Source organism: Kribbella sp. CA-294648, assembly GCF_050943845.1.
Classification (GTDB): Bacteria; Actinomycetota; Actinomycetes; order Propionibacteriales; family Kribbellaceae; genus Kribbella.
The window spans coordinates 6828561-6841118 of the sequence record NZ_CP191981.1 but is presented as its reverse complement, the minus strand read 5'-3'; the positions used below and the strand labels follow the sequence as shown (position 1 = coordinate 6841118).

Sequence of the window (12558 nt, the reverse complement as noted above, 5' to 3'; positions counted from 1 at the left end):
CGCCGTAGTGCGGGGCCGGCTTTGCTCAGAGGTGCTTCTCCCACAGGTCGCCGGTCTGGACCGGGCGCATGCCGACCGACTCGTACAGCGCGAGCGCCGACGTCGGGTTGTTCGTGTCGACGTGCAGCAGCGTGCCGTCGAAGCCCGCCGCGGCATCGACCGCAAACGCCTGCTGCAGCAAGTACTTCGCCAACCCACGCCCGCGCGCCTCGGGGATGACGCCGAGCCTTCCGACGTACCCCCAGTTCTCCAGCTCGACGAATGCGTGGCTGCAGTCGCTTGCCGCCACCGGCCGGCAGTCCAGCTCCACCAGGCTCACCTGCGACCAGTCTGTGGTCGCACGCCTCTCGTGCACGTCCACCCAGTCGTCGTACGGCCGGACAGCCTCGCTCTCCCGACCGGCGAACGCCTCTGTCATCACGGCATGGATCGCCTGCCCCGTCTCCTCGCCATCGGCGCCGGTGCGCAGCGCAGTACCGGCTGGAGGCTCCGGTACTGCGACCGGGCCGGTGTGGTCGATCCGCATCCGGTAGTAGGTCGTACTGAGCGTGCCCCGTCATAGTGTCCCACAGCTGGTTCAGAACGGCATCCGGCAGTTGGCGACAGCTTCAGCGCCGGCCGGGTCTCCCTCGACCAGTACTACGGTCGGCTGGTCGTCGCGGCCGGACAGGGTGCGCATGTAGCCCACTGCATCGGTGCTGACGGTGGCGATCGGTTCGCCTCGCCCGAGACGGTAGGTGCCGCCGCCCTGACCGGTGAGGGTCAGCGTGACAGGCGTACCTTGCCAGAACGGGCCGTCCTCGAGATCCCGCATCACTTGGGCGATCAGCTCGACGGCGTACGGGCCGGCGTCGAACTCGCGGCCGAGTGCCTGGCAGACGTCGTTGCGATGCATCCACAGGTCGCGGGTGAGCAGGATGTCCTGGATGAAGCCGAGGCTGATCTTCTCGAAGCCCGGGATGCCGTCGATCTTCACCTGCAGGTTGCGGATCAGGGCCGGGTTGCGGCTGATGGTCCGCGTCGCCTTCCCCCACAGCTTGCCGAAACGCTGCCGCAGGACGTCGGGCGGCGTCCCGCGATGGTCGTCGGCCTGGACCAGCATGTGCGCGTCGATCAACGAGATCGTCGGGTAGGCCCGCCGGGCCCGACGGTCGCGGAGCGGGAACGACCACGGCTTGTTGACGTCCTCGGCCTGCCCGCACAGGTGCCCGACGATGTCGGCCACGTCCCACTCGGTGCAGACGGTACGGCGTTTCCACTCGGTGCCGTCGATGGTGTCCAGCAGGTCTTGCCAGGCCGCGATCTCGGCGTCGCGGTGTCGCCGGGCGGTGGCCCGGTCGGCGCGGGCGATCTCCCGCGCGGTTGTCTCGGTGGTGATCATTTCGCTTTCCCCCTGCTTGGTTGGTAGTGATGAAAGAACAGCTCGAGCACGACCGGCAGCAGCTTCATGTACCGGCCGTTCTCGAAGCTCGCCTGTGGTTCGTTGGCCATCTGCTGGGACAGCAGGCCGGCAGTCAGCGAGGTGAACAGCGCCAGGCCGTCGTCGCTCACTGCGTCCGGATGGAGCCGGCCGCCGTCGACCGCCTCCTGGAGGTAGGACTTCAGGTCCGCCATCCCTTCCAGCGCCGGGGCGAACGCCTCAGGCGACGGCTCGAACCCCGGAACCGTGCGCCAGAAGAGCAACTGGCCCAGCACCTGGTTCTCCATGCACCAGCGCGCGAACCCCGCCATCCCGTGCTCGAGTTGCTGCTCGACCAGTACCTCGGCCCGCGCCGCGCGCTGGGCATCGCGGACCTGCTCGGCTCCTCGCCGGAACAGCGCGTCGTAGATCGCGAGTTTGTTCGGGAAGTACTGGTAGAGCGACGGCGGCTGCATGCCGAGCTGCCGGGCCACCGCGGACAGGCTCAGCGCCGCGACGCCCTCGGTCTCCATCAGCGCGATGGAGACGTCGAGGATCTCGTCGATGGTCTGCTGACGGCGCCTGCTCCGGCGGTCGACGCTTGCTGTGCTCATGCTTTGAGGAAAACCTAATGGTCGTAGGTAAGTCAATAGCTCGTAGATCTTCCGCTGGAGTGTCCCCGGTGGCACGTACTGTCGTGTCATGTGCAGAAACATCACTGTTCTTCGTGGACTTGAGCCGGCCGCGACCTCCGAGGAGATCTACGCGGCCGCCCTGCAATACGTGCGCAAGGTGACCGGGGTGGGTTCGCTCAGCGCGACCACCCGCGGCCCGATCGAGCGGGCCGCGGCCGAGGTCGCCAAGATCACCGAGGCGCTGCTGGAGGAGATGCCGGAGCGCCGGGTCCCGCCGCAGACGGTGCCGCCGCTGCGCAGACCCGAAGTACGGGCCCGCCTCGGCCTGGACTGAGCAGCCCGGACTGAGCCAACCTGGGCTGAGCAGCCCGGACCGATCAGCCTGGGTTGGCGGTTGGTGCTGTTGTAGGTTTCGCGGTGGGAAAACCCTTACCGAGGAGGCTGTGGATGCGGTTCGCCATCAAGACCAGGCCTGAGCACACGAGCTGGCAGCAGCTGCGGGACGTGTGGATCGCGGCAGACGAGTACGAGGTCTTCGAGTCGGCCTGGCACTGGGACCACTTCTACCCGCTGACCGGCGACACCACCGGCCCGAACCTGGAGGCCTGGACGACGCTGGCCGCGCTGGCCCAGGCGACCAAGCGGATCCGGGTCGGCTGTCAGGTGACCGGGATGATCTACCGGCACCCGGCCGTGCTCGCCAACATGGCCGCGACCACCGACATCATCTCGGGTGGCCGTCTCGAGCTCGGCATCGGCGCCGGCTGGAACCAGCAGGAGTGCGACGCCTACGGCATCGCGCTGCCCCCGCTGAAGGAACGCTTCGACCGCTTCGACGAGGGCACCCAGGCGCTGATCAGCCTGCTCACCGAGAAGGTCTCGAACTTCGACGGCCAGTACGTCAAGCTCACCGACGCGTACTGCGAACCGAAGCCGGTCCAGACCCCGCATCCCCCGATCACCATCGGCGGCAAGGGCCCGAAGCGGACCCTGCGCGCGGTGGCCCGCTGGGCCCAGCACTGGAACGTCATCGTCACGAGCCCCGAAGAGTGGAAGCCGCTCAAGGACATCCTGGTCGCCCACTGCGAGGACCTCGGCCGCGACGTCGCCGAGATCACCTGCTCGGTCAACGTCCGGATCGATGGGGACAAGCCGCTCGACCAGGCGATCGACGCGGCGGTCACCAGCGCAACGGCGTACGGGGAAGCGGGAGTGGACCTGGTTGTCCTCAACCTCCCGCACGACGCCCCGCCCTCGGTGCTGGAGCCACTCGCCAAAGCCGTGAGCTGACGCAGTACCGGGCTGTCGGCGGGGCCGGATAGCGTAGGCCCGTGGATCGGGAGGAGTACGTGGAGGCCGTGCTGGTCGCGGTCGAGTCGATTCCGCCGGGCCGCGTGGCGACGTACGGAGACATCGCCGCGTACGTCGGCCAGGGCGGCCCACGCCAGGTCGGCGCCATCATGCGCGAGTACGGCGGCGGCGTCCCCTGGTGGCGAGTCATCCGCGCCAGCGGCATCCCCGCCGACGAGGTCGTCGACGACCAACTCCAACTCCTCCGCGGCGACGGAGTCCGCGTCACCAACGGCAAAATCAACCTCAACCAGGTCCGCTGGCACCCCGACGAGTAGCGGCCTGAGTCTCAGGGGCGACTGCCTCGGGGTATGGCTACGCCCGTGGCGCTCCTCCGGTCCGACCTTCGGTGAGGATTCTGCCTAGCTCATCTCCGAAGCCCGGCACATAGCGGCCCTTGGCCATCTGTTCCGCTAACTCGATGGCGCTCTTACGCGGCTGGTGAAGCCGTCTGGACATTCCCTCCACCGCATCCGTGATGCGGTCGGGAGCAGCCCTCAGCAGGTCCAGAAGAAACTGATCGGGTGGCACGACATCCAGGTACTGTGGCACCGACGCCGGAGGAAGTCGCGGGCATTGTCCGTGACCAGGTGTGTCGCCCCGGCGCCGATCGCCACGGCCAGCACATGGCGGTCCTTGTCGTCACAGGTCAGGTCCGGCACCAACGGCAGCCAGACCTCGCTCGGCTGGCGCGCGTCAGGAAAGGCCCGCGCCATCTGCTTCAACGTGTGCGCGGTGGCTGCGATCGCGGCCGGTTCGGCCAGTCCGGAGCGATCCTGCAACAGCCGAACCGAGTTGCGCTGCACCTCGTCGAGAATCTCGTCCTGCCAGACCGGACGGAACGCCGACTCGTGTGCGCACGACAGCAGGAGGTCGCGGAGGCCGGACGGAATCAGTACGCAGGCGTCGAGAGCGGCGGTCGGGCGACCGCTCCGCGGGACGGGCATCGGTCAGAAGTCCCCGTCGGTGTAGCCGTCGTCGGGTGTCATCGCGGCCAGCGCCTGCTCGCGTTCGACCCGTCGGTCGTGCTCGAAGGCCTGTACGTCGGACAACAGAAAGCGATGCCTGTTCCCCACCATCTTGTGGGCGATCTGACCCTCTCGCGCCAGTTTCACGACGTACGGCCGCGACACGTTGAGCAGGTCGGCCACCTCTTGGCTGGTCAGCTCGGTGTCCCGCGCATCGCCGATGATCAGACTGACCGGCCCCGCACTGAGTGCCGCGATCATCTGCCGAATCGCGGCGAGGGTCTCGCCGGTGACCTTCACGCTGTTCTTGCCCTGGAAGATCGTCACCTCGGCGCCTTGGCTGAGGACCAGGTCGAGCTCGCGCACCAGAGCGCGGCTCGGAGTCGCCACCGGCACCACAAGCTCCTCGTGGGTCTGCCTGTCGTCGGACGGCCTGCGGCCGCGGGACGGTGTCTTGTGGGTGAGTCCCCGAGCCGGCTTCTTACGGACCTTGACCGGTGTCGAAGCCCTTCCGGAAGTCGCGCTCCTGTTGCTCTTGCTGACGGCCATGTTGCGGCTCCTCTCCCCGTGAAGCATATCCGAAACAGCCGAAACAATCGAAACATCCGACTCGAGCTCCTGCTTCTGTCGGCGGCGGCTGACAGACTGCGGGGGTGAACGAGTGGGCGGTTGAGGTTGCTGGTGTCCGGACGGTGGAGGCTCAGCGGCTTCTGCGGGAGTACTACGTCGATGTCGCCGACCGGTACTACCAACTGCATCTCGGCCGGCCGGGGACGGCGGAGGAGATCGAGACGGGGCTGGCTGGCGCGCCGAGTGACGATCTCGCGCCGCCGACCGGAGTCTTCCTGCTCGGCCGGTACGACGGTGAGCCGGCCGCTTGTGCCGGGCTCCGGCTGCAACCGGACCGCACCGCCGAGCTGGCTCGCGTCTACGTCAACCCGGCGCGTCGCGGCACCGGCGGCGGTACGGCCCTGCTGAGCGCCATCGACCGTACCGCCCGTGCGCTCGGCGTGAAGCGCATCCTGCTCGACACCCGGCTCGACCTGACCGAGGCTCGCGCGCTGTATCTGCGGCACGGCTACCTCGAAGTTCCTCCTTATAAACAAGGCGATTACGCGGAGGTCTTCTACGCCAAGTCACTGGCCTGAGCGCGTCGGCGGCGCGGATTGTCGGCGGCGTCTGATGGGATGGGGGACATGGTCAGCAGAACTGGTTCCAGATATCGCTTGGTGCGAGGTGACGGGCACGAGGTCCGGGTCACCGAGGCGCCGGTGCTGGATGCTGACCAGCAGTCCGTCGTCGATCATCCCGGTGGACCGCTGCTCGTGCTCGCCGGGCCGGGGACGGGGAAGACGACGACATTGGTCGAGGCTGTCGTCGATCGCGTTGGCAATCGTGGGCTGAGTCCCGATCAAGTGCTGGTGCTGACCTTCGGCCGGAAGGCCGCGACCGAGTTGCGCGACCGGATCACCGCGCGCCTGGGCCGGACGACGCGCGTGATGCCGTCGATGACCTTTCACGCTTTCTGTTACGCGTTGCTGCGCAGGTTCACTCCCGCGGACGCCTTCGATATCCCATTGCGGTTGCCGTCCGGTCCTGAGCAGACCCTGCGGCTGAGCGAGTCGCTCGCCGGGAGCCGCGAGGTCGGGGTGACCAAGTGGCCGAGCAGTCTGCATCCGGCGCTGAAGACGCGCGGGTTCACCGACGAGGTGCAAGCCGTGATCGGCAAGGCCCGCCAGCTCGGGCTGGACCCGGAGGACCTGTCCGAGATCGGCCGCTCGGCGGGCCGGCCGGAGTGGGTCGCGGTCGGCGACTTCTTCGAGGAGTACCTGCAGATCCTCGACCACGAACAGGTCCTGGACTATTCCGAGCTCATCCACCGCGCGGTCATCCTGGCGCGGCAGCCGCACGTCAAGGCCAGACTCCGCGAGGAGTTCAAAGCCGTCTTCGTCGACGAGTACCAGGACACCGATCCCGGTCAGACCAAGCTGCTGCAGGCCATCGCCGGTGACGGCCGCGACCTGGTCGTCGTCGGCGACCCGGACCAGTCCATCTACACGTTTCGCGGCGCCGACGTCCGCGGCCTGCTCCGCTTCACCGACGAGTTCCGTACCGCGGACGGCGCCGAGGCCGCCCAGATCGCGCTGGCCACGACCCGCCGCTTCGGTACGACGCTGCAACGCGTCTCCCGCAACGTGGTCAACCGGCTCGGCGTCCCCGGCACACTCGACCGCGACACCTTCGAGCGGTTCCGCAATCCCGACGCGAGCTCATGCGTCTACGGGCCCGGCAAGGTCGAGGCCAACCTGTACTCGACCAGCGGCGCCGAGCTCGAACACATCGCCGACCTGCTCCGTCGGGCGCACGTGCAAGACGGTGTGGGGTGGCACGAGATGGCTGTCCTGGTGCGATCCGGCACCCGCTCGATCCCACCGTTGAGGCGCGCCCTGGCCGCCGCGGGTATTCCGGTCGATGTCGCGGGTGACGAGTTGCCGCTGTCGCGTGAGCCCGCAGTACGGCCGATGTTGCTGGCGTTGCGGGCGGTGGCCGATCCGTCGACGCTGACCGTGGACGTAGTACGGGCCTTGGCGTTGTCGCCGTTGGGTGCGATGGATGCGGGGCAGTTGCGCAGGCTGGCTCGAGTACTGCGCAAGCGGGATCGTGAGGCGGCGGGTGGGCAGCGGTTGCCGCGACCGTCCGACGAGCTGCTCCGCGAAGCGTTGCTGAACCCGTTGCTGCTCGACGAGCAGGCGTCCCCGGCCGAGGCCCGGTTCGTCGCCCTCGGCGAAAGGTTGCTCAAGGCAAGAAACATTGTGAACGCCGGCGCGGCGCCCGACGAGGTGATGTGGTCGCTGTGGTCGGAGTCGCCCTGGTTGCGCCGCCTGCGCGGCCAGGCGAACAGTGGCGGCGAGGTCGCCCGTACGGCGAACCGCGATCTCGACTCGCTCTGCGCACTGTTCGACGCGGCCAGCCGGGCCGAGGAGCAGGTCGGCTTCAAGGGCGTGGCGACTTTTCTGGCCGAGCTGGAGGCGCTCGACATCGCGGGCGACAACCGGTACGACGCGACGTACCGGGAGGCCGGGGTGCAGTTGATGACCGCGCACCGGTCCAAGGGTTTGCAGTGGCGACTGGTCGTGGTGGCGAGCGTGCAGGAAGGGCAATGGCCCGATCTGCGCCGGCGGGGTTCATTGCTCGAGCCGGACCGGCTCGGACCGGACGGTCTGGTGGATCCGTTGTCGGCGGGCGCGATCCTGGCCGAGGAGAGACGGCTGTTCTACGTCGCGATCACGCGAGCCCGGGAGCGGCTGATCGTGACGGCCGTGCAGGCCCCCGAGGCCGATGGTGATCAGCCGTCGCGCTTGCTTGGCGAGCTGGACATTCCTTTGAAGTTGGTGGCCGGGCGGCCTCGTCGTCCGCTGTCGCTGCCTGGTCTGGTCGCTGACCTTCGCTGTGTGCTGAGCGACCCTGCGACGTCGCCCGCGCTGAAGCGGGTCGCGGCGGACCGGCTGGCGCAACTCGCCGACGCCGTCGACGATCGTGAGTACCCGTTGGTCCCGACGGCCGATCCGCAGCGCTGGTGGGGTGTGCGGGAGCGGACCAAGTCGGAGCGGCCGATCACGAATCCCGAGCTGCCGGTGCCGTTGACCGGGAGCGCGCTCACCACGATCGTCGACTGCCCGTTGCGCTGGTTCCTGCAGCGCCGCGCGGGCGGTGAAACTCCGAGCAACTCGGCCATCGGGTTCGGCATGGTGCTGCACACGCTCGCCGACGCCGTCGCGACCGGCACGCTGCCGCCCGACATCGACGAACTGAACGGCTGGCTCGACAAGGTGTGGACGCAACTGGAGTTCGAGTCGTCGTGGATCTCCGACCGGGAGCGGGTCGAGGCGGAGCAGGCGTTGCGCCGGTTCGTCGCCTGGCATCAGGGACGGCCGGACCGGACGTTGCTCGGGACCGAGGTGGAGTTCGACGTCCTGCTGCCGGACGAGGACAAGCCCGCGGTCCGGGTGAAGGGCCGGATGGACCGGCTGGAGCAGGACGGTGACGGCGCGATTCGCGTGATCGACCTGAAGACCGGGCGCACCGTGCCGACCAAGCCGGCGCTCGAGCGACATGTCCAGCTGGCGATCTACCAGCGCGCGATCGAGTCACGCCAGTTGAAGAAACTCGGCGAGGAGCCGCGCAGTGGCGGTGCCGAGCTGGTCCAGTTGCGTCACGACGACGTCGGCCTGCCGAAGGTCCAGGGCCAGGCGCCGCTGGAGCCGGACGAGGAAGGCCGCACCTGGCTGGACGATGCGGTCGAGGACGCCGAGGCGATGGTCCGCTCCGAGGAGTTCATCGCCAAACGCAACTCCGGCTGCGACCGCTGCGAGGTCCGCTCACTGTGTCCCATCCAGCCCGAAGGCCGGGAGATCGTCTGATGCGCGCCAAGCTGGAGACGACGGCCGACCTGGTCGATCTGCTCGGGATCCCGTTCAGCGATCAGCAGTTGGAGGCGATCACAGCGCCGTTGGCGCCCGCGGTGATCGTGGCGGGTGCCGGATCGGGCAAGACGACCGCGATGGCGGCGCGTGTGGTGTGGCTGATCTGCACCGGGCAGGTCCAGCCGGAAGAGGTGCTCGGCCTGACCTTCACCAAGAAGGCGGCCAACGAGCTCGACGTACGGATCCGCGAGGACCTGACCAAGGCCGGGGTGCTCGGTTCCACCCTGCCGCGCGACCAGCACCCGATCCTGGCTGCTCACCTGCGCAGCAACATCCCCAACTGGGAGCCCGAGGAGCCGGGAGAGCCGGTCGTCTCGACGTACCACGCGTTCGCCGGCACGCTGATCGCCGAGCACGGTCTGCGGCTGGGGTTGGAGCCCGATGTCCGGGTGCTTGCCGACGCGACCAGGTTCCAGCTCGCCGGGCGGGTCGTGCGGCGGTCCAACGGGCCGATCCGGTTCGCGTCGCATCATGTGCCGACGCTCGTCAACAGTCTGCTCGCGCTCGACGGTGAGCTGGCCGACCACCTGCTGGAGGCTGCCGAAGTACGGGCTCATGATGAGGCTGTCCGGGTCGAGGTCGCGGCTGCGCGCAAGCAGACGGTCGAGGTGAAGAAGCTCGCCGAGACCGCGTTGAAGCGGGGCGAGATCCTGCAGCTGGTCGAGGAATACCAGGCCTACAAGGGTGAGCGCGGGGTCGTGGACTTCGCTGATCAGATGGCTCTTGGGGCTCGGCTGGCCGAGCAGGCTCCCGAGGTTCCGCTGATCGAGCGCTCGCGGTACAAGGTCGTGCTGCTTGATGAGTACCAGGACACGTCGGTCTCCCAGCGCCGGATGCTGACTGCGCTTTTTGGCCGGGACGGTCATCCGGTCACTGCTGTGGGCGACCCTTGTCAGGCCATCTACGGGTGGCGTGGGGCTTCTGTCGCCAACCTGGACGAGTTCCCGGAGCACTTCCCGAACGCCGACGGGTCACCGGCCCGCCGGTACGTGCTGAGTGTCAATCGGCGCTGCGGCAGCCGGATTCTCGCGGCGGCGAACCAGCACGCGGCCGAGCTGTACGCGCAGCACCCCGGCGTGATCCCGCTGGAGGCGCCGCCGGAAGCACCCGAAGGCGCGATCACGGTCGGCCTGTTCGAGACCCGCTCGAAGGAGATCGAGTGGGTCGCGGACGCGATCGTCGCCGCCCACAAGACGCCGAACCGCCGGTGGAAGGACATCGGCATCCTGATGCGGACGAACGTCGACCTCAGCGCGGTGCACGAGGCACTGATCGCCCGCAAGGTGCCGGTCGAGGTGGTCGGCCTCGGTGGTCTGCTGGCGCTGCCCGAGGTCGTCGACGTCGTCGCCACGCTGCAAGCGGTCAACGACCTGACCGCGAACGCCGCGATGCTGCGCATCCTGACCGGCCCGCGGTACCGGATCGGTCACCGTGACCTCGCGCTGCTGGCCAACCGCGCCCGCTTGCTGGCGGACTCGGGCGACCGTCCGGCCACGGATGACTTGGTCGCGGCCCTCGATGCGGCGGTGGCCGGGATGGATTCGACGGAGGTCATCTCACTGGCCGAGGCTGTCGACGATCCGGGGCCAGCTGGTTGGGGCTACTCGGAGGAGGCGCTCGAGCGGTTCAGGGAGCTGTCGACCGAGTTGCGCGAGCTGCGCGCGCACGCGGGCGAACCGTTGCTCGACCTGGTCCGCCGGGTGATCAGCACGATCGGGCTCGATGTCGAACTGACCGCGACCCCCGACCACGTCGACGCCGGCCGTCGCGATCACCTGGCCGCGTTTTTGGATGCCGTGGGCAACTTTGCGTCTACCGAGTCGAGTGGCTCGCTGGACGGTCTGCTCGCGTACCTGGCGGCCGAAGAGGAGTACGCCGCCGGTCTCGACCTCGCAGTACCGAGTGAAGCGGACTCGGTGAAGTTGCTGACCACGCACCGGTCGAAAGGGCTGGAGTGGCCGATCGTGTTCGTGCCGACCCTGGTGAACAAGGTGTTCCCGTCGGATCGCGGTCGCGACAAATGGACCACCAACGCGAAGGTGCTGCCCTGGCCGTTGCGTGGTGATGCCGACACGTTGCCCAACTTCCATGACTTGTCGAACGCCGGGTTGAAGGCTTTCGCGGACGAGTGCAAGGAGGTCAACGCACTGGAGGAGCGGCGACTCGGATACGTCGCCTTCACGCGCGCCAAGGAGATCCTGGTCGCGACCGGACACTGGTGGGGGCCGACGCAGAAACGCCCGCGCGGGCCCTCGTCGTACCTGGAGACGTTGAAGAAGCACGCGGGGGAGCGCGTCATCGAGTGGGCGCCGCAGCCCGAACTGAACGAGGAGAACCCGGAGCTCGCCGAGCAAACCCTCGCGCCGTGGCCCGCGCCGTACGACGAAGCCGGCTACCAACGGCGGCTCGATGCGGTCGCGCTGGTGGAGCAGTCGCGCGCGGAGGGCCCGTCGCAGGAAGCCGAGGAGTCGCTGTTCCTGGACGAGCAGGCGACGGTCGCGCGCTGGGACTCCGAGCTGGAACGATTGTTGTCAGAGGCAAGGGAAAGCCGCAGCCGGAAGGCGTACGACGTCGAGCTGCCCTCGTCGTTGTCGGCGACCCAGATGATGCGCCTGGCCAAGGACCCGGACGGCCTGGCCGCCGAGCTGGCCCGCCCGATGCCCCGCAAACCCAACCGGGCGGCACGCTTCGGCACCCGGTTCCACGCTTGGGTGGAGAGCTATTTCGGCCAGCAGTTCCTGCTCGACCCCGACGACCTACCTGGCGCCGCCGACGAAGACATCGTCGACGACACCGACCTCACCGAACTGATGGAAGCCTTCCGCAACGGCCCGTATGGCGAACAAATGCCCTACGAAATCGAAGCCCCCTTCGCGTTGGCGATCGGCGGCCGTATGGTCCGCGGCCGCATCGACGCCGTCTACCAGGTCATCCGCCCAGACGGCTCCCGCGGCTACGACGTAGTCGACTGGAAAACCAGCCGAACCGAAGCAGCCGACCCCCTCCAACTAGCCATCTACCGAGTAGCCTGGGCCGAACTCGTAGGCATCCCGGTAGCCCAGGTAGGAGCCGCCTTCTACTACGTCCGAACCGGCGACATAGTCCGCCCCGAAAACCTCCCCACCAAACCCCAACTAATCACCCTCCTGAACGGCTGACCCGTCGTACCAGCTCGCCGGGCACCACCCGAACCTCGAACGGAAGCCGCGCCTCGAACGCCTCGTCTCCCTTGACCACAGCCCGCTCGACATACCGACCGTGCTCCAACTCGAGCACGGGTCAGGGCTTCCTGGTCGGGATCGATCAGCCAGTACGATCCGACGCCGGCCTCCTCGTAGACCGCTCGTTTGAGGAGCAGGTCGGTCATCCGGGTCGAGGAGGAGAGAACCTCCACGGCCAGCAGGAGCGGGCGACGCTCTACACCTTTCGGGCCGACATCCTCGCAACGGCACACGAGAACGTCCGGCTGCAGCGACCGCCCGCTGGCGGGCCGGAAGTCGAAAGGCGCGACGAACACCTCGAACTCCTCAGGACAACTCGCCTCCAGCCGCACGGTGAGCTGCACCACGACCCGCTGATGAATCGGAAGCGGCGCCGGCGTCACCAGCAACTGCCCGTCAACCAACTCGTACCGCATCCCGTCGTCCGGCAGCCCCTCAAGATCAGCCACGGTGAACTGCCGGGATTCCTTTGTCCGGGTGGGTTTGCGTGCCACCGAGGTC

At 68.1% G+C, this 12558-nt stretch carries 12 protein-coding genes; 6 read left to right on the top strand and 6 right to left on the bottom strand.

Translation table 11 applies throughout. The features are described from left to right. Positions 1 to 25 precede the first annotated feature (25 nt). The 3 genes from ACQPYM_RS32340 to ACQPYM_RS32330 are packed head-to-tail and all read right to left on the bottom strand — an operon-like array spanning position 26 to position 2013. Complete coding sequence (locus ACQPYM_RS32340; RefSeq protein ID WP_433008074.1) at positions 26 to 526, bottom strand: GNAT family N-acetyltransferase; 501 nt, start codon at positions 524 to 526, stop codon at positions 26 to 28. A 51-nt stretch (positions 527 to 577) separates the two neighbouring features. Further along, positions 578 to 1381, bottom strand: a complete 804-nt coding sequence (locus tag ACQPYM_RS32335; RefSeq protein ID WP_433008072.1) for a maleylpyruvate isomerase family mycothiol-dependent enzyme — start codon at positions 1379 to 1381, stop codon at positions 578 to 580. After that, the gene (locus ACQPYM_RS32330; protein WP_433008070.1) at positions 1378 to 2013 is read right to left on the bottom strand and encodes a TetR/AcrR family transcriptional regulator; all 636 of its coding nucleotides are present in this window, start codon (positions 2011 to 2013) and stop codon (positions 1378 to 1380) included. Before ACQPYM_RS32330 ends, ACQPYM_RS32335 begins: the two co-directional genes overlap by 4 nt. An 88-nt stretch (positions 2014 to 2101) precedes the next feature. On the opposite strand from ACQPYM_RS32330, the gene ACQPYM_RS32325 reads away from it, so the two are divergent. The 3 genes from ACQPYM_RS32325 (at position 2102) to ACQPYM_RS32315 (ending at position 3662) form a co-directional block, all read left to right on the top strand. Next, the gene (locus tag ACQPYM_RS32325) at positions 2102 to 2368 is read left to right on the top strand and encodes a DUF2277 domain-containing protein (RefSeq protein ID WP_020385754.1); all 267 of its coding nucleotides are present in this window, start codon (positions 2102 to 2104) and stop codon (positions 2366 to 2368) included. Between the two features lie 113 nt (positions 2369 to 2481). Beyond that, positions 2482 to 3324: an LLM class F420-dependent oxidoreductase gene (locus tag ACQPYM_RS32320; RefSeq protein ID WP_433008068.1), complete on the top strand. Its 843-nt coding sequence runs from the start codon at positions 2482 to 2484 to the stop codon at positions 3322 to 3324. A 41-nt stretch (positions 3325 to 3365) separates the two neighbouring features. After that, positions 3366 to 3662, top strand: coding sequence for an MGMT family protein (locus ACQPYM_RS32315; protein ID WP_433008066.1), 297 nt, complete (start codon positions 3366 to 3368; stop codon positions 3660 to 3662). Between the two features lie 219 nt (positions 3663 to 3881). Here ACQPYM_RS32315 and ACQPYM_RS32310 read toward each other — a convergent pair whose 3' ends face one another. After that, positions 3882 to 4331: a PIN domain-containing protein gene (locus tag ACQPYM_RS32310; protein WP_433008064.1), complete on the bottom strand. Its 450-nt coding sequence runs from the start codon at positions 4329 to 4331 to the stop codon at positions 3882 to 3884. A 3-nt stretch (positions 4332 to 4334) separates the two neighbouring features. Next, positions 4335 to 4901: a helix-turn-helix domain-containing protein gene (locus ACQPYM_RS32305; protein WP_433008062.1), complete on the bottom strand. Its 567-nt coding sequence runs from the start codon at positions 4899 to 4901 to the stop codon at positions 4335 to 4337. 104 nt (positions 4902 to 5005) lie between these two features. Here ACQPYM_RS32305 and ACQPYM_RS32300 point away from each other — a divergent pair, with 104 nt between their 5' ends. The 3 genes from ACQPYM_RS32300 to ACQPYM_RS32290 are packed head-to-tail and all read left to right on the top strand — an operon-like array spanning position 5006 to position 11994. Continuing rightward, positions 5006 to 5500 carry a GNAT family N-acetyltransferase gene (locus ACQPYM_RS32300; protein ID WP_433008060.1) on the top strand — a complete coding sequence of 165 codons (495 nt, stop codon included), beginning with the start codon at positions 5006 to 5008 and terminating at the stop codon, positions 5498 to 5500. A 48-nt stretch (positions 5501 to 5548) separates the two neighbouring features. Beyond that, positions 5549 to 8773, top strand: a complete 3225-nt coding sequence (locus ACQPYM_RS32295) for an ATP-dependent helicase (RefSeq protein WP_433008058.1) — start codon at positions 5549 to 5551, stop codon at positions 8771 to 8773. Next, the gene (locus ACQPYM_RS32290) at positions 8773 to 11994 is read left to right on the top strand and encodes a UvrD-helicase domain-containing protein (RefSeq protein WP_433008056.1); all 3222 of its coding nucleotides are present in this window, start codon (positions 8773 to 8775) and stop codon (positions 11992 to 11994) included. The genes ACQPYM_RS32295 and ACQPYM_RS32290 overlap by 1 nt, the downstream gene beginning before the upstream one ends. Here the strand turns inward: ACQPYM_RS32290 and ACQPYM_RS32285 are convergent. After that, a complete protein-coding gene (locus ACQPYM_RS32285) occupies positions 11916 to 12473 on the bottom strand; it encodes a Uma2 family endonuclease (protein WP_433023434.1) in 558 nt (185 codons plus the stop codon). The two genes, ACQPYM_RS32290 and ACQPYM_RS32285, sit on opposite strands and share 79 nt — an antisense overlap. Positions 12474 to 12558: the final 85 nt, after the last annotated feature.